The organism is Paludibacterium flexuosum (assembly GCF_037076605.1).
Taxonomy (GTDB): Bacteria; Pseudomonadota; Gammaproteobacteria; order Burkholderiales; family Chromobacteriaceae; genus Paludibacterium.
This window is the reverse complement of sequence record NZ_AP029060.1, coordinates 677,113-694,169: the sequence shown is the minus strand read 5'-3', so window position 1 is coordinate 694,169 and position 17,057 is coordinate 677,113. Positions and strand designations below refer to the sequence as shown.

Sequence of the window (17,057 nt, the reverse complement as noted above, 5' to 3'; positions counted from 1 at the left end):
GGGACAGCATGAAACTGCACTATATCTATGATCCTTTGTGCGGCTGGTGCTATGCCGCGGCACCGCTGATTGCCGCGGCGCGGGAGATCCTGCCGGTCGAGGCGCACGCCGGCGGCATGATGTCGGATGAAAACCGCCAGCCCGTCACACCGCAGTTGCGTCAGTATGTCATGGGGCATGACCGGCGCATTGCCGCCATCAGTGGACAGCCGTTTGGCGATGCCTATTTTGATGGTCTGCTGACGGATGAGACTGCCTGGTTTGATTCGACGCCGCCGATTGCCGCGATCCTGGCGGCCGAGCAGGTCGCCGGGCGCGGGCTGGACATGCTGGCCCGTTTGCAGCGGGCGCATTACGTCGAAGGTCAGCGGATTGCCGACCTGCCTGTCCTGAGTGTGCTGGCGCAGGAGATCGGTCTGGATGTCCCTGCCTTCGAAGCAGCCCAGGGGACGGTGGATGTGAGCGGACATCTGGCCGCCAGTCGCCAACTACTGGCTCGTTCGGGCGGGCGCGGGTTTCCGACCTTGCTGCTGGAACAGGATGACCAGTGGTCGCTGATTGATTTGGGTGACTGGCTGGGGCAGGTGGCGGCCTGGCGAACCTGGCTGCAGTCGCAGCAGGGTGCGATGCCTGCCGGGGCCAAGGGAAGCGGCCCGGTTTGTGGCCCGGATCACTGCGAGATCTGATCGTTGCGATGGACGGCCTGCAGGCTGTCCATCAGCTCGCGCCGATAGGTGTCCAGCGTGCCGTCAGCCTGCATGCTGGCCAGTCCCTGGTTGAAGCGCTGCAGCAGCTGGCGCCCCAGTGGTGTGTCGCGGATCAGCAGGTAGGCGGGCAGGCTGGCAAAGGGAGCCGGGTCCCCCTCCAGCCGGATGTTGGGATTGATGCCGGGCAGGGGCTGGCTGCTCAGGTAAGCCAGGTTGACCGGGTCCATCGGGACAATGTCCACCAGACCGGCCTGTAGCTCATGCAGTGCGGTGGCGTCATCCTGAACGATGTCTGCCTTGAGGACGCCGCGACGGATCAAGTCCCAGAATTCGGTGGTATAGGTGTAGCCGCGAATCACCGCAAAGCGGTATTTCGCCAGATCGCTCAGTGTGCGCCACTTGCCCAGCGTCAGTTCGCTGCGGTGAAACAGCAGCCAGGGGTTATTGGTCAGCGGCGCGCTTTGCAGCAGGCGCTGGTCACGTTTGGCATCGTGGGCCCAGAACGAGCTGGCGATGACGTTGCCGTGCTGCAGGCTGGCCATGGCACGGGCCCAGGGCATGTAGCGCAGCTCGGTTTGCACACCCTGGCGGCGGAAGGCTTCTTGTACCACCCGGTTGATGAAGCCGCCATTGGGCAGCTTTTCTCCTGCCCAGGGCGGGAATTCGCCGGTGGAGATCTGGATGGTTTCCGCGTGGCTGAGCCCGAGGGCGCAGCCCAGCAACAGCGCGGTCAGCATCAGGCGCAAACGGCTCACCGGAAAGTCTCCGCCTGACAGTGAATGACGATGCCGTGGATGGGGCCAGGGCTGATCAGGTGGCGGTCTTTGCCATCATCGCGGTTGCGCGCCATGATCAGGCGGTTGATCAGCCAGGCATGCCACTGACCAAGCTGGCTGAGGTTTTCCTGCTCGTTGGCCTGCCAGCCGACAAAGTAGGCCTGGATGTCCTCGGCCCGTCCGGCCCGGCGCTCACGGTTGGAAAACAGGTGGCTGGCCATGCTGACCGTACCGGTCAGGTGCTGGGCATAGGCATAGCGCAGGATGGTGAAGACTTCGAGTTCCAGATAGTTGGTGTCCAGTTTGGCCATGCGCCGGGCCTGCAGAAAGGGGATCAGCGCCAGACGGATCTCCCAGCGGTTCTGTCCGCAGGGAATGAGGTTGAGCATGGATTTGCGAAAACCGATCAGGTCGGGGATCAGGCTCAGGATCAGGCACAGTCCCAGGAACACCAGCAGGCGATCCACCCAGGGGGCAAACAATTCATGGTCCAGTCCCGGCCACCAGTCGTCTGCCAGGGCCACGGCCAGGCAAGTCAGTCCGAACACCAGGCTGCGACGCAAGGTCAGGGTATTGCGCAGGCGCGAGAAATAGAAACGGTCGTAAGCGTTTTTCAATGTTGTTTTCAGCATCGCTCCCCCCTCATCTCTTTTTTTAGCATATTCACGCCATCTCACCATGACAGGATTCCTTGTCTGAAGGCCTGTTCCTTTGCCGCCGGTCAAAAAATTATCGATTGCTAATTCATCTTCGAGTAAATTGGAACGCAAACGTCATAAGTGACGTGCCGTGCCGCTCGGGTGCGGACAATCAAAACAAGATGGAAGCACGATGAAACGCTGTCTGTGGGTGTTGCTGTTACTGCCTGTCTTGGCGCAGGCGCAGGGCTATCAGCCGGATGTCACGATTGTGCGGGATGACCGGGTGGTGGTGTTTCAGGCGGATGGCCGCATGGTCGTTGATCAGGTCTATGTCAAGCGGATTGAAACGGCCAGGGCGGTGAGCGAAGACGGCCAGCAGAGCATCACGTTCTATGGCGATCAGGCGCAGTCGGTCAAGGTGCTGGAGGCCTATACCACCACGGCAGATGGCCGGCGCATGGCGGTGCCGGCCGACAAGATTTTCGATCAGTCCGGCCGGTTGAGCCGGTCGGCGCCGATGTATGTTGATCACCAGATCAAGACTGTGGTGTTCCCCGGGGTGGAGGTGGGCGCGGTGCTGACCATCCACTGGCAAAAGGTGTACGGCCAGCCACGCTGGCCGGGTGCCAGAATCAATCAAAGCGCATTCTGGTCGGTGCATGACCGCCTGTTGGGCGGCAGCTATACCATCAAGGCGCCGGCCGAGTGGTCGCTGAAGGTGTTTGCCCGTGATCTGCCCGCGCCTGACCGGCAGATCATCGGCGACCTGCAAGTCTGGCGCTGGACTGTGCCGCCGCATGAGGCCCTGGCCCCGGAGCCTGGTTCGGTGAGCGAGGAAGATGTCAGCCCGATGCTCAGCTACAGTAATTTCTCCGACTGGCAGGCGGCGGCAGAGGCCTATGGCCGTCGCGCCAATGCACAGGCTGCCGTCACGCCCGAAGTGCAGCGCCTGGCCGACAAGCTCACCCACGGCATCGCCTCGCCGCATGAACAGGCGCTGCTGCTGTATGACTGGGTGCGCAGCCAGATTCGTCACATCGATCTGTATGCATGGCGTACCAATATGGTGCCGCATCGCGCGGCCCAGGTGCTGAGTAACGGCTATGCCGATAGTCGGGATGCCGCCACGCTGCTGCAGTCCTTGCTGGCGGCACGGCAGATCCGCAGCAGCCAGGCATTGCTGGATTACAGCGATAACGGCACATTGCTGCCGGTCTCCGTGCCTTTCGCGGTTTTCGACCATGTCATGCTGTATCTGCCGGATGAGCATCGCTTTGTGGATCCTTCGCAAACCTTGCTGGCTTACGGGCAGATGGATGAGGGCTTGCTGGGGCAGACGGCGCTGGTGCTGGATGATGGCAGTGGCCATGCCGCGCTGTTGAAAACCCCGACGCTGAATTCGGCGCAGGATCGGACGGTCTCGGCGACGCGGATGGTGTTGCAGCCGGATGGTTCGGTTACGGGGGAAAGCACCAACCGCTATGCAGGTCAGGTGGAGAGCTATATGCGCTCTGTCTTTGCGGAGGTGCCCTCGGGGGGCGAGGAAAAGATGGCGGAGGATCTGCTGGATAAAACCGGCCAGCACGGTGCCGGTCGCTTTGATCTGCCCGATGCCTACGATCTGACCCGCCCCTATGTGCTGAATGCGCGCTATACCCTGACGGGGATCGCCCCCATGCCCGGACCGGGTGCGTTTGCCATTCCGCAAGGCCTGGGCGGATTGATGTGTCTGCGCGACGCTTTTCCCCAGGCGAAGCTGGCCGAGCGGCATTTGCCCTTCGTCGTCCTGTCCGGTCACTGCCGCGAGCAGACGCAATTCACGCTGCCTGCCGGTGTGAAAGTGTTTTCCCGACCCAAAGATGTCCGGATCGACAGCCCCTTCGGCCACTATCAGAGTCATTACGAGCTCGATGGCGGTGTCTTGCAGGTGACGCGGCAGTTGCAAATGGACTGGCCGGAAAACTGGGCGCCTGTTGCGATGTATCCTGCTTATAAAAAACTGGCGGATGCCGTGCAGAAGGATCTGCGCGCGCAAGTCCTGTATCAGATGCCATAAGGTGACATTTCGATGAGAACGAAGAGGGGCTTGCTCGTCTGCGTATTATTCGCTTCATCGCTGTCTTTTGCCGCGGGCCAGGCGGCTGCCGGCTATCAGCCGAATGTCACCGTGATGCAGGACGATACGCAGTTGACGATCCAGGCGAACGGCGCCAGTGACGAGGAGCGCTGGCTGGTCTTGCGCGTCAATAACGAGTCCGCGATTGCCGCCATGAGTCAGCGTCGTTTCGAGTACAACGCCGAGCTGGAAACCTTGCAGATTCTGGAGGCGTACACCCTGACGCCGGATGGAAAGCGACTGAATGTGGCGGCCGACAGGATCTATGACCAGCCAGGCCCTTACAGCAGTGAGCCGGTGTATGGCTCGGACAAGGAACGTGTGGTGGTGTTTCAGGGCTTGCAGCGCGGCGGCAGTGTGGCCGTGCACTGGCGTCGCAGTGCGTCGCGTGCCTTCTGGCCGGATGGCAAGGTGGACTATGTCTGGCGTCAGTCACGACATGACCAGGTGCTGTCTGCGCGCCTGACGGTGCTGATGCCCAAGTCCATGGGGGTGCGCTGGCAAGCCTCCGGCATGGCCGCCGTGGCGGCTTCCGGGTCGGGTGACAGCGTGCGCTGGACGTGGCAGTACAGCCAGCCACAGGCGCTGATGCCCGAGCCTTCGTCGGTGAGCGAGGACGACTACAGCCCCTGGGTGGCATTCAGCAATTTCAGCGACTATGCCGATCTGGCGCATGCCTATTGGTCTCGTGCGCAGGACAAGGCGGCGGTGACGCCGGGTGTTCAGCAGTTGGCTGACCAGCTGACCGCTGGTCTTGCCGACCGCCGTGCACAGGAACGGGCGCTGTACGATTGGGTCAGTCGCCATATCCGCTGGGTGGGTGTCTATTTCGGTTATGGCGGTGTCGTTCCTCATTCTGCCGATGAGGTGATCGCCAATCGTTACGGGGACTGCAAGGATCACGCCACCTTGCTGCAGGCCCTGTTGGCCGCCAAGGGCATCCGCTCTTCGCAGGCCTTGATTCAGGCCGGGGCGAGTTGGTGGGTTTCGGATACGGTGCCGGTACATTTTTCTGATCACGTGATCAATTACTTGCCGGATGAAGATCGCTTTGTGGACTCGACGATTGGTCTGGCGCCTTTTGGCCAGCTGGCCGACAGCGAGCAGGGCAAGCCGGTGCTGGTGATGGATGACGGTACCGGGCGACCACGCCTGATGCGTACGCCGGTGGATGGCAGCACCCTGAATCGCGCCGTGGGGCTGACGCATCTGCGTTTGCTGGCGGATGGGTCCATGCAGGGGGCGACCAACCTGCAGCTGGCTGGTGTGCCCGAGTTGTCGGCTCGACGCTTTTTCAATCAGTTGCCGCCGGGCAGTGAGACCCATGCGGCCGAGAGCTGGCTGGCCGAGACGCAGCAGACCGGCAGCGGGCGTTTGCTGCCGGGTTCGCCAACCGATTTGCACCATGCCTTTGCCTATCGTACGCAGTTCACCCTGAGTGAGGTGGCTGACCTGTCTCAGCCGGGCGGGATGGCGGTGCCGCTCGGCTTGCGTGGTCGAGCCACCATTGCCTCCCGCTTTGCAGATACCAATGCCGCAATCCGTCAGACGCCGCTCTGGATTGAGCCGGGGCTGTATCAGGAGGAGACCGTGATCGATTTGCCGGCAAAGCTGCAGGTACTGGCCTTGCCGCGTCCCCTGCGACTGAGCACGCCGTTTGGTGATTATCAGTCGAGTTATCAGCGTCAGGGCGGTCAGCTCAGGGTGACTCGTCGTTTGCGGCTGGATTGGCCGCAACCGTATCTGGCGCCGGCGGACTATGCCGCGTACAAGGCCATGGGCGAGCGGGTATTGCAGGATCTGCGCAGTCAGTTCCTGTTTCAGTCAGAACCTATGTGATCGGGAAGTCGAAGGCCTGTTCGGGGAAGGGTTCGTGACGCAGGGTGTAGTGCCACCATTCCTGCGGCAGGTTGACGAAGTCGTGTTCGAGCATCAGTTGCTTCAGCCACTGCCGGTTGGCACGAATAGGGGCAGGCAGGTCGGGGTAGTCGGTATGCGAGGCCTGACCGAACCAGTCGAACTCGGTGCCCATGTCCAGTTCGCCATTGTCACGCAAGGGGCCGGGCGCCTGGTGGTGCACACCGGCAATGGCGATGGTCAGGTCGACGGTGCTGCCCCGGCTGTGGCTGGAGTGCTCGACCAGGTAGCCCTCGGCAAACAGCTGCGCCTTGTCCAGTTGCGGGTAGAAGCGCGCCTTGTGACGGATGTCGTCGGGATCGAGGCTCCAGCGGATGAACTCGCGCACTGCGCGCTCGGGGCGGTAGGCATCGAACAGTTTGAGAGTGAGTCCAAGCGGTCGCAGTCTGGCTTGAATGCCTGCCAGTTGTTGTGCGGCGGGGCGCGTCAGCAGGGCTCTGGCACAGAGATAGCCATCGACCGGCCGGCCGATGAAGTTGTCGCTGCCGGCGTAGCTGAGTTCGAGCTGCAGATCCGGGATCAGGGTTTGCAGGTCGACGAACGGTTCTGGCCAGCGCGGGCGGTCTGGTGTTTGCATGGCACTTCCTGTTGGGCTGAGGCTGAAGATTAGCGACAGTTTGACTGCCCGTCATGATGATTGATTCATGGTATGGTCAAGATTCGTGATCGGTGGCGGCACAGGGCGTCGGGAGGGCGGGCTGATGGATCATCTGCGTCAGGAATCGGATTCGATGGGCACGGTCGATGTCGCGGCCGGCAAATACTGGGGGGCGCAAACCCAGCGCTCGGTGGCAATGTTTCAGATCGGCGTCGAGCGATTTCGCTTTACCGCGCCACTGATTCGGGCACTGGGTGTGCTCAAGCTGGCGGCCGCCCGGGCCAATGCCGAGCTGGGGGAGCTGCCGCAGGCGCTGCTTGCGCCGATTGAGCAGGCCGCACAGGAGGTGATCGACGGCAGGCTGGACGATCACTTTCCGCTGGTGGTATTCCAGACTGGCTCCGGCACGCAGTCGAACATGAATGCCAATGAGGTGATTGCCAATCGTGCCAATGAGTTGCTCGGCGCCGCACTGGGCAGCAAATCACCTGTTCACCCCAATGATCACGTCAATTGTGGCCAGTCCTCCAACGATACGTTTCCGACGGCAATGTATGTGGCGGTTGCCCTGGAGGTGGCGCACACGTTGCTGCCGGCGCTGCACACATTGCGCCAGACGCTGGATGACAAGGCCCGGGATTTTGCTGGTGTGGTCAAGACCGGTCGTACACATCTGCAGGATGCCACGCCGATTACCCTGGGGCAGGAAATCGGCAGCTGGGTGGCACAACTGGATTTTGCCATGCATGGCATCGGGCAACTGTCGGCCGGGCTGAACCAGCTGGCCATTGGCGGCACGGCGGTGGGGACCGGGCTGAATGCCCATCCGGCGTTTGGCGCGCGCTGCGCTGCGCACATTGCCGCGCTGACCGGCTTGCCCTTCTGCTCGGCCGACAACCGGTTTGCCGCCCTGTCTGCCCATGATGCCCTGGTGAATGTGTCGGCCAGTCTGCGCACACTGGCCGGCGCGTTGCTCAAGCTGGCCAATGATGTGCGCTGGCTGGCCAGCGGACCCCGCTGCGGTATTGGCGAAATTCGCCTCCCCGAGAATGAGCCGGGTTCGTCGATCATGCCGGGCAAGGTGAATCCGACTCAGTGTGAGGCCTTGTCCATGGTGTGTGTGCAAGTGTTCGGCAATGATGCTGCCGTGGCCTTTGCCGGCAGTCAGGGCAATTTTCAGCTGAATGTCTACAAGCCGGTGATGGTGCATAACGTGCTGGAGAGTCTGGCTTTGCTGGCGGATGCTGTGCGTTCCTTCGAGCAGCACTGTGCGCGGGGGATTGAGCCGGATCTCGCGGTCATTCAGCGACATCTGGGGGATAATCTGATGCTGGTGACGGCATTGAATCGCCATATCGGCTATGACCAGGCTGCCATGATCGCCAAACGAGCCCTGGCGGAAGGAGAAACGCTGAAGCAGGCGGCGCTGGCGCTGGGTCTGGTCAGCGCGGAGGATTTCGATGCCTGGGTGGATCCCTTGGCAATGACCGGACCGTCTGCCCGGACGTGAAATGAAAAAAAGCCTTGTGAAAACAAGGCTTTTTTTGAATCTGGTGCCGGTGAAAGGAGTCGAACCCTCGACCTTCTGATTACAAGTCAGCTGCTCTACCAACTGAGCTACACCGGCGAGAGGGCGCCATTATGCGTAAATTGGCGCCCCAAGACAAGCACTGCGCTTATTTTTTCTTGTGGCTGGCGGCCCGCTTTGCCGGGCGGGCTTTCTGCTTGCCGTGCTGGCTGGCTTTGGCCGGTTTGGCGGCAGCCTTCTTGCTGTGCGTGGCGTGGCGTGGCGGAGACTTGCGCGCGGCTGCCTTGTGTCGGGTCTTGGCGCTCGGCTGCTTGCTCGTCTTGCCTTGCGGCTTGGCGTTTTTCACCGCTTTGCCGGCAGCCGGTTTTTTGGCGCTCACCGGGGTTTTGCTGCTGTGCGCCTTCTTGGCGGTATGCGGCTTCTTGCTGCCAGGCGCTTTCTTGCTGCCATGGGCCTTTTTGCCGGCATGGGCTTTCTTGCCGGCGGTGGTCTTCTTGCCGCGGACGCCCTGGCTGTCGGCGGCCGGGGCCGTGACCAGGTTGCTGCTGCCTTGGACCTTGCGCGATTTGTGGTGGGCGGGGGCCGGTTGCGAGACCTGTACATCGCCCGGCAGGGGCATGTCGGTCGTCGCCGGGTCTTCGGCCAGTGCCAGACCGCTGGCGCACAGGAGCAGGGTGGCTGCCAGGGTCTTGAGAAGCGGGTTCAGTGCCATGTCAATCAGTTCTCGTTTCGTGAGTGATAACGGAGATAGTTTATTCATTGTGAATCGATGTGCCGGTCGATTAAGATATCCATTCGGCTCATCAAGAGGCCGATTATAGTGCACCTCAAGATTATTGGAGCAACGTGGGCATCAATCTTTTCTCCGGCTGGCGTGTCCTTGTCACACTGGCGTTCTGTTTTCTGCTGGCAGCGTGCGACCGCGGGGCCGGGCATCCGGATGCCGCGGCTGTTCCGGTTTATGTGGTTGGCAGCGATGCCAGCTATCCGCCTTTCGAATCCATGGACGAGCACCAGAATATGGTCGGCTTCGATGTGGATCTGCTGCGTGCCATTGCCCGTCGCGAGGGATTCCGGCTGCAGTTCGTGAATACCCCCTGGGAGGGGATTTTTGCCACGCTGGGCCAGCGCAAGCGCGATATCCTGGCATCGGCGATCAGCATCTCGCCGCAGCGAATGAAGCAGGTGGATTTCTCTGAGCCCTATTTTTCCGCGCGCCAGGTCATTGCGGTGCCGCGCGGTGCCAACGAGATCGGGTCGTTTGCCGATTTGCGCGGCATCAAGGTGGCCGTTCAGGTCGGAACCTCCGCCGATGAAGATCTGCAGCGTCTGCTGGGCAAGGAGAGTGGCGACGTCGTGCGCTATCAGACCATGACCGAGGCGTTTGCGGCCCTCAAGGCCGGCAAGGTCGGTGCGCTGGTGGGGGATAACGGTGTGGTGGCGGGTTTTGTACGTCAGTCTGACGGTGCGTTCTTTGTGGTGCAGGATACCGCCAGTTTTGCGCCGGAACATTACGGTTTTGCCGTGGCCAAGGGGCAGACGGCCTTGCGTGACAAGCTCAACGCCGGTCTGGCCGCAGTGCGTGCCGACGGTACTTATGACAGGCTTTACCGGCAGTATTTCGCAGCCGGCAAGTGATTTACCTGATTCCGGGCTGTCTGGCGGAACATGCTGTCGCCAAACATCTCGGCTGCCATGCGTGAAATTCGCGTCCGTGGTAGAATTGCCCTCGTTTGCCAACAATAAAAGACAAGCTCTCACCCATGACAGATCAGCTTTTCGCCAAGGAAACCATTCCGGTCAGCCTGGAAGAGGAAATGCGCCGCTCTTACCTCGATTACGCCATGAGCGTGATTGTGGGTCGGGCGCTGCCGGATGTGCGTGACGGTCTCAAGCCGGTTCACCGTCGCGTGCTTTTCGCCATGCACGAACTTTCCAACGACTGGAACCGGGCCTACAAGAAATCCGCCCGTATCGTTGGTGATGTCATCGGTAAGTACCACCCGCACGGCGACACTGCCGTCTACGACACCATCGTGCGCATGGCGCAGGATTTCAGCCTGCGCTACCCGCTGGTGGATGGTCAGGGTAACTTCGGCTCGGTGGATGGCGACAACGCCGCCGCGATGCGTTACACCGAAATCCGCATGGCGCGTATCGCGCACGAGCTGCTGGCGGATATCGACAAGGAAACCGTCGATTTCGGCGCCAACTACGATGGCTCCGAACACGAGCCGCTGATCCTGCCGGCCAAGATCCCCAATCTGCTGATCAACGGCAGCTCCGGTATCGCCGTCGGCATGGCGACCAATATCCCGCCGCACAATCTGTGCGAAGTGGTGGACGCCTGTCTGGCTCTCCTGGCCAACAGCGAGCTGACGATCGACGAACTGATCGACATCGTTCCGGCTCCGGACTTCCCGACGGCCGCCATCATCTATGGAACTGCCGGCGTCAAGGAAGCCTATCGCACCGGCCGTGGCCGGGTGATCATGCGCTCGCGCACCCACGTCGAAGATATCGGCCGCGGCGAACGCCAGGCGATCATCGTCGACGAGCTGCCGTATCAGGTGAACAAGGCCCGTCTGCTGGAGCGCATCAGTGAGCTGGTGCGCGACAAGCAGATCGAGGGCATTTCCGATCTACGCGACGAGTCGGACAAGTCCGGCATGCGCATGGTGATTGAGCTCAAGCGCGGCGAAATGCCCGAGGTGGTGCTCAATCACCTGTACAAGATGACCCAGCTGCAGGACAGCTTCGGCATCAACATGGTCGCCCTGGTCGACGGCCAGCCGCGCCTGCTGAACCTCAAGCAGGTGCTGGAAGAATTCCTGCGTCACCGCCGCGAAGTGGTGACGCGTCGTACCATTTTCGAACTGCGCAAGGCACGCGAGCGTGGCCACATCCTCGAAGGTCTGGCCGTGGCGCTGTCGAATGTCGACGAAATCATTGCCCTGATCAAGGCGTCGGAAAATCCGGCGGTGGCCAAGACGGCGCTGATGAGCCGCACCTGGCGTTCGCAGCTGGTCGAGGACATGCTGTCGCGCGTTGATCCGCTCAAGGCCCGCCCGGATGGCGTCGAGACCGGCCTGACGGCCAATGGTTACCAGCTGTCCGAAACGCAGGCCCAGGCGATCCTTGATCTGCGTCTGCAGCGCCTGACCGGCCTGGAGCAGGACAAGATCGTGGCCGAGTATCAGGAAATCATGGCCACCATCCTCGACCTGATCGACATTCTGGAAAAGCCGGAGCGCATCAACCAGATCATCGCCGACGAACTGACCGCCATCCGCACGCAGTTTGGCGACCCGCGCCGTTCGGAAATCGAACCGTTCGGCGGCGACATCAATATCGAAGACCTGATCACCCCGCAGGATCTGGTGGTGACGGTATCTCACTCGGGTTACATCAAGACCCAGCCGATGGACGACTACCGTGCCCAGCGTCGCGGCGGACGCGGCAAACAGGCGGCGGCGACCAAGGACGACGATTTCATCGAGACCCTGTTTGTCGCCAATACCCATGACTACGTGCTGTGCTTCTCGTCCTTCGGTCGTTGCTACTGGATCAAGGTGTACGAGCTGCCGCAGGGCGGTCGCGCCAGCCGCGGCAAGCCGATCGTCAACGTGCTGCCGCTGGTGGAAGGCGAAAAGATCAACGCCATGCTGCCGGTCAAGGCCTTTACCGACGACCACTACATCTTCATGTGTACCGCCAACGGCACGGTCAAGAAGACTGCGCTGTCGAGCTTCTCGCGTCCGCGTTCGGCCGGCATCATCGCCCTGGACCTGGATGATGGCGACAAGCTGATCGGCGTTGCGCTGACGGCGGGCGAGCATGAAGTGATGCTGTTCTCCAGTCATGGCAAGGCCGTGCGCTTTGCCGAGGCGGACGTGCGTCCGATGGGCCGCAATGCCCGCGGCGTACGCGGCATGGATTTGCCGGAAGGGGCGCAGGTGATTTCCCTGCTGGTTTCCGACAGCGACATGACCCAGGTGCTGACGGCTACCGAGAACGGGTATGGCAAGCGCACCCCGATCTCCGACTATCGCAAGAGCCATCGTGGCACCCAGGGCGTGATTGCCATCGACACCTCCGAGCGCAATGGTTCGCTGGTGGCCGCCACCCTGGTGGTCGAAAGCGATGAAGTGATGCTGATCACCACCGGCGGCGTGCTGATCCGCACCCGTGTGGCGGAAATCCGCGAAACCGGCCGTGCCGCCCAGGGCGTGCGTCTGATCAACCTCGATGAGGGCGAAAAGCTGATCGGCCTGGAAAAGGTGGCTGAGAGCGAGTCGGAAGACGAAGGGCTGGACGATGAGGCGGGTGATTTCACCACCGGAGAAGAGGCATGACCGAGTTGGCGACGCCAGCCAATGCCCAGGTGCTCGAAGTGCTGAGTGAGCTGTTCGTGTCGCTGCCGCACGCCCGTACGCTGGGCATGCGGCTGGTCGGCACGGTCGGCCGCAAGCCGACCCTGGCGATCGACTGGCGCGAGGACCTGGTCGGCAATCCGGCGACCGGCGTACTGCATGGCGGGGTGATTACCTCGCTGGTGGATACCTGCAGTGCGATCTCGGTAGCCGCTCAGCTGCCCGATTTCGAAACGATCGCCACGCTGGATCTGCGCATCGATTACCTCAAGGCGGCCACGCCTGGCAAACCGATCTTCTGTACGGCGGAGTGCTATCGCCTGGCCGGCCAGGTCGCCTTTACCCGTGCGGTGTGCTTCCATGACAGTATCGATGCGCCCATCGCCCATGGTGTGGCGACCTTCATGCGTGAGTCCAGTCCGATTCCGATGGTCAGCGAGGCGGTGAAATGAGCCAGTTCATCGAGCAGTTCAATCTGTTGCGCGATGAAAAGCGCTTCGACGATCTGATCGCGCTGATTCCCTACGCCAGGCTGATGGGGGTCAACCTGCGCGCCGAGGATGACGAGGGGGGGCTGCTGTTTTCCCTGCCGTTTGCCGAGCGCAATGTCGGCAATACCACTTTGCCGGCCCTGCATGGCGGTCTGATCGGTGGTTTCATGGAGAACGCCGCGCTGATCCATCTGATGTGGAATCGCGAGTCGCTCGACATCCCGAAAATTGTCGATTTTTCTCTGGATTATCTGCGTCCGGGCCGGCCGCAAACATTGTTTGCCCGCTGTGAAATCACCAAGCAGGGCAAGCGCGTTGCCCATGTGCTGATCGAGGCATGGCAAGACAGTCCCGACAAGCCGGTGGCGGTGGCGCGCGCGCATTTCCTGCTGCACAACAATACCAACTAGGTTGCCGACGGCAAGCAATCGCCCCGGAATGGCAATCACGACAAAGGATGGTCATGGCAAAGGTCTATAACTTTTCTTCCGGTCCGGCGATGCTGCCGCACTCCGTGCTTGCCGAAGCCCAGAGCGAATTGCTCGACTGGCACGGCAGCGGCATGAGCGTGATGGAGATGAGCCATCGCGGCAAGGAGTTCATGGAAATCATCCATGACGCCGAGCATGATCTGCGTGCCCTGATGGCGATTCCGGACACCCATCGCGTGTTGTTCCTGCAGGGCGGGGCATCGCAGCAGTTCTCCATGGTGCCGCTCAATCTGCTGGGCGAGAAGAAATCCATCGATTTCGTCAATACCGGACACTGGTCCAAGCTGGCGATGAAAGAAGCCAAGCGCTATGCCAAGGTCAAAGTGGTGGCCAGCAGCGAAGACCGTCATTTCTCTTATGTGCCGGCTGAAGACAGCTGGCAGTGCGATCCGCATGCGGCCTATCTGCATTACACCTCGAACGAAACCATTGGCGGTCTGCAGTTTCCGTTCATTCCGACCCCGCCCGAAGGCGTGCCGCTGGTTTGCGACATGTCGTCCGAATTCCTGTCCCACGAGATCGACGTCAGCCGTTTCGGCCTGATCTATGCCGGTGCGCAAAAGAATATCGGCCCGTCCGGGCTGACCCTGGTCATCGTGCGCGAGGATCTGCTGGATCGCGCCTTGCCGGTCACGCCGACCATGCTGAATTATCGTGTCCATGCCGATGCCGACTCGATGTACAACACCCCGGCCACCTTCCCGATCTATATTGCCGGCCTGGTGCTCAAGTGGATTCGCGAGCAGGGTGGCATCAAGGGCATGGCATCGCGCAACGAAGAAAAATCCGGCCTGCTGTATCACGCCATCGACAGCAGTGGCGGGTTTTACAGTTCGCACATCGAGACCCCGTTCCGCTCGAAAATGAATGTCACTTTCCGACTGCGCGACGAGGCCCTCAATGATACGTTTGTCAGCGAGGCCAAGAAAAACGGACTGGTGCAGATCAAGGGTCATCGCGTGGTCGGCGGGATGCGTGCTTCCATCTACAACGCCATGCCGATCGAAGGGGTCAAGGCGCTGGTCAATTTCATGCAGGACTTTGCCCGTCAGCACGGCTGATCGTGCACCCGGCCGCACCCGGCCGGGTGACGTGCATCTCCTGAGCGGCCACGGTCGTGGCCATTCCCTGCCTTGAGCAAAGGAGGAGAGACCATGTTGCAGCAGGAAACGCTTGAACAATTAAGAGCTATCTGGGCACAGGGAGAGGCCCATGATGCCAGTATCGATCAGGCACAGGCGCGCTGGCGCATGCTGTCACCCGATGCCGGCATGTTCCTCTATCAGATGGCGCGCGCCGCCGGCGCCCGTCGCATTGTCGAAATCGGTACGGCCAGTGGCTATTCGACACTCTGGCTCGCGCTGGCGGCACGGGAAAATCAGGGCAAGGTCACCAGCCTGGATAGTGCCAGCGACTTTCATCAGCTGGCGGCGTCGCGATTGCAGCAGCTGGGTCTGTCGCATCTGGTTCGCCTGGAGCAGGTGGAGGCCGGCGAGTGGCTGACCTCGCTGGAGGGCGGTCCGGTCGATTTCCTGTTTCTGGATGCGGATCGCTCGCACTATCCGACGCTCTGGCCGCAGATCTGCCGGGTCTTGCGGCCCGGCGGCCTGCTGGTGATGGACAACGCCCTGTCGCATGCCGATGAATGCGCGCCGTTTGTGCGCGAAGTGCTGGCGACAGAAGGCTATCTCGCAGAAACCTACCCGATTGGCAAAGGACAATTTGTCATCCTGAAAGACGAATAAACGTGACGGATCACTTACTGAAAACACATCGCGATGCCATCGATGACATCGATGCCCGCATCCTCGAGCTGCTGAACCAGCGAGCCAGCCACGCACGCGCCATCGGCGAGATCAAGGGCGGCGGCATCGTCTACCGCCCGGAGCGCGAGGCCCAGGTGCTGCGTCGCATCAAGTCGCTCAACCAGGGCCCGCTGTCGAGCGAGTCGGTGGCGCGCCTGTTCCGCGAAGTGATGTCCGAGTGCCTGGCGCTGGAGCGCCCGCTGTCGGTTGCCTATCTCGGCCCGGAAGGGACCTTTACCCAGCTGGCAGCCATGAAACATTTTGGCCACGCGGCCCATACCGTCGCCTGCGCCTCGGTCGACGAGGCTTTCCGGCTGGTGGAAGCCCGCACGCTGGATTACGTGGTGGCGCCGGTAGAGAACTCCACCGAGGGGGCTGTCGGCCGCACGCTGGACCTGATGGTGGCCAGTCCCCTGAAAATTTGCGGTGAAGTGGTGCTGCGCATTCATCACCACCTGCTGCGACGGCCGGGGGATGAGGCACCGGTGCGCCGGGTCTATGCCCATGCCCAGGCGCTGGCGCAATGCCATGAATGGCTGAACAAGAACCTGCCGCAGAATGTGGAACGCATCTCGGTGGCCAGCAATGCCGAGGCGGCACGACTGGCCGCAGCGGAGCCCGGTGCAGCGGCAATTGCCGGTCAGGCTGCCGCCGAACGCTACCAGCTGGAAAAAGTGGCAGAGAATATCGAGGACGAGCCGAACAACACCACCCGCTTCCTGGTCCTGGGGCATCAGGACGTGGGGGCGACCGGTCAGGACAAGACCTCGCTGATCGTGGCGGCGCCAAACCGTGCCGGTGCGCTTTATACGCTGTTGGCACCGATTGCCGCCAATGGCGTGTCGATGACCAAGCTGGAGTCCCGCCCGGCCCGCGCCGGCCTGTGGGAGTATGTCTACTTCATCGATATCGAGGGGCATCAGTCCGATGCCAATGTGGTGGCGGCGCTGCAGGCATTGCAGTCCACGGCGGCCTTCGTCAAGATTCTTGGCGCCTACCCCCTGGCGGTGATCTGAGCCCATGGCACTGAAATCGATCTGTCTGTTTTGTGGTGCGGCCACCGGCGCGTCGCCGGCCTATGCCGAGGCGGCACAGGCTTTGGGCCGTGCCGTGGCGCAGCAGGGACTGACCCTGGTGTTCGGCGGTGGCCGCGTCGGTCTGATGGGGCTGGCTGCGGATGCCGCGCTGGCGGCCGGCGGGCGCGTCGTCGGTGTCATTCCCGAGTTTCTCAAGGCGCGCGAAGTGGCCCACCTGGGCCTGAGCGAATTGCATGTCACGCAAAGCATGCACGAACGCAAGGCCCTGATGGCCGGACTGTCCGATGCCTTTGTCGCCTTGCCGGGGGGCTTCGGCACGCTGGACGAACTGTTCGAAATCCTGACCTGGGCGCAGCTCGGTGTGCATGGCAAGCCGATCGGTCTGCTGGACGTGGACGGTTTCTATCAGCCGCTGCTGCAGATGGTGCGCCACATGGCCGGGCAGGGCTTTGTCCGTGATGCGCAACTGAGCCTGCTGCACCATGCGCAACAGGTCGAGCCACTACTGGCGCACCTGACCGGCCTGCCGTCCTCGTCCGCTGCGTCGACCCTGCCCCTGAATCAGACCTGATGATTT

The 17,057-nt window shown here is 61.7% G+C and carries 16 protein-coding genes and 1 tRNA gene; 12 read left to right on the top strand and 5 right to left on the bottom strand.

Annotated elements, in window-relative coordinates; genetic code table 11:
• Positions 1-8: 8 nt before the first annotated feature.
• Positions 9-686, top strand: coding sequence for a DsbA family protein (locus AACH39_RS03355; protein ID WP_338620891.1), 678 nt, complete (start codon positions 9-11; stop codon positions 684-686).
• Here AACH39_RS03355 and AACH39_RS03350 read toward each other — a convergent pair.
• Together AACH39_RS03350 and AACH39_RS03345 are read right to left on the bottom strand one after the other, a co-directional pair.
• The gene (locus AACH39_RS03350; protein ID WP_215782438.1) at positions 671-1,462 is read right to left on the bottom strand and encodes a transporter substrate-binding domain-containing protein; all 792 of its coding nucleotides are present in this window, start codon (positions 1,460-1,462) and stop codon (positions 671-673) included. The genes AACH39_RS03355 and AACH39_RS03350 overlap by 16 nt on opposite strands.
• Complete coding sequence (locus AACH39_RS03345) at positions 1,459-2,115, bottom strand: hypothetical protein (RefSeq protein ID WP_215782439.1); 657 nt, start codon at positions 2,113-2,115, stop codon at positions 1,459-1,461. Before AACH39_RS03345 ends, AACH39_RS03350 begins: the two co-directional genes overlap by 4 nt.
• Before the next feature lie 199 nt (positions 2,116-2,314).
• Here AACH39_RS03345 and AACH39_RS03340 point away from each other — a divergent pair, with 199 nt between their 5' ends.
• Both AACH39_RS03340 and AACH39_RS03335 read left to right on the top strand, forming a co-directional pair.
• Entirely contained in the window at positions 2,315-4,180 is a 1,866-nt protein-coding gene (locus tag AACH39_RS03340; protein WP_338620890.1) for a DUF3857 domain-containing protein, read from the top strand.
• Positions 4,181-4,192: 12 nt separating this feature from the next.
• Positions 4,193-6,079, top strand: a complete 1,887-nt coding sequence (locus AACH39_RS03335) for a DUF3857 and transglutaminase domain-containing protein (protein WP_338620889.1) — start codon at positions 4,193-4,195, stop codon at positions 6,077-6,079.
• Here the strand turns inward: AACH39_RS03335 and AACH39_RS03330 are convergent.
• A complete protein-coding gene (locus AACH39_RS03330) occupies positions 6,072-6,734 on the bottom strand; it encodes a M15 family metallopeptidase (protein ID WP_215782442.1) in 663 nt (220 codons plus the stop codon). The genes AACH39_RS03335 and AACH39_RS03330 overlap by 8 nt on opposite strands.
• Positions 6,735-6,858: 124 nt before the next feature.
• Between AACH39_RS03330 and fumC the strand changes: the two genes are divergently transcribed.
• Positions 6,859-8,265, top strand: a complete 1,407-nt coding sequence (gene fumC / locus AACH39_RS03325) for a class II fumarate hydratase (protein ID WP_338621267.1) — start codon at positions 6,859-6,861, stop codon at positions 8,263-8,265.
• Between the two features lie 41 nt (positions 8,266-8,306).
• Here fumC and AACH39_RS03320 read toward each other — a convergent pair.
• Positions 8,307-8,382, bottom strand: a tRNA-Thr gene (locus AACH39_RS03320).
• Between the two features lie 49 nt (positions 8,383-8,431).
• Entirely contained in the window at positions 8,432-8,995 is a 564-nt protein-coding gene (locus tag AACH39_RS03315) for a hypothetical protein (RefSeq protein ID WP_215782443.1), read from the bottom strand.
• Between the two features lie 134 nt (positions 8,996-9,129).
• Here AACH39_RS03315 and AACH39_RS03310 point away from each other — a divergent pair, with 134 nt between their 5' ends.
• From AACH39_RS03310 to AACH39_RS03275, 8 genes are all read left to right on the top strand, one after another.
• Positions 9,130-9,921, top strand: coding sequence for a basic amino acid ABC transporter substrate-binding protein (locus AACH39_RS03310; protein WP_338620888.1), 792 nt, complete (start codon positions 9,130-9,132; stop codon positions 9,919-9,921).
• A 125-nt stretch (positions 9,922-10,046) separates the two neighbouring features.
• Positions 10,047-12,638 (top strand): DNA gyrase subunit A, encoded by a 2,592-nt coding sequence (gene gyrA, locus AACH39_RS03305; protein WP_338620887.1) that lies wholly within the window; start codon positions 10,047-10,049, stop codon positions 12,636-12,638.
• Positions 12,635-13,108, top strand: coding sequence for a PaaI family thioesterase (locus tag AACH39_RS03300; protein WP_338620886.1), 474 nt, complete (start codon positions 12,635-12,637; stop codon positions 13,106-13,108). Before gyrA ends, AACH39_RS03300 begins: the two co-directional genes overlap by 4 nt.
• The gene (locus AACH39_RS03295) at positions 13,105-13,557 is read left to right on the top strand and encodes a PaaI family thioesterase (RefSeq protein ID WP_215782447.1); all 453 of its coding nucleotides are present in this window, start codon (positions 13,105-13,107) and stop codon (positions 13,555-13,557) included. The genes AACH39_RS03300 and AACH39_RS03295 overlap by 4 nt, the downstream gene beginning before the upstream one ends.
• A 53-nt stretch (positions 13,558-13,610) precedes the next feature.
• The gene (gene serC, locus AACH39_RS03290; RefSeq protein ID WP_215782448.1) at positions 13,611-14,699 is read left to right on the top strand and encodes a 3-phosphoserine/phosphohydroxythreonine transaminase; all 1,089 of its coding nucleotides are present in this window, start codon (positions 13,611-13,613) and stop codon (positions 14,697-14,699) included.
• Between the two features lie 93 nt (positions 14,700-14,792).
• On the top strand, positions 14,793-15,383 hold the full coding sequence (locus AACH39_RS03285) for a class I SAM-dependent methyltransferase (RefSeq protein WP_338620885.1): 591 nt from the start codon (positions 14,793-14,795) through the stop codon (positions 15,381-15,383).
• Positions 15,384-15,385: 2 nt separating this feature from the next.
• Positions 15,386-16,459, top strand: coding sequence for a prephenate dehydratase (pheA, locus tag AACH39_RS03280; RefSeq protein ID WP_215782450.1), 1,074 nt, complete (start codon positions 15,386-15,388; stop codon positions 16,457-16,459).
• A 4-nt stretch (positions 16,460-16,463) separates the two neighbouring features.
• Entirely contained in the window at positions 16,464-17,051 is a 588-nt protein-coding gene (locus tag AACH39_RS03275) for a TIGR00730 family Rossman fold protein (protein WP_338620884.1), read from the top strand.
• The last annotated feature ends 6 nt before the right edge of the window (positions 17,052-17,057 follow it).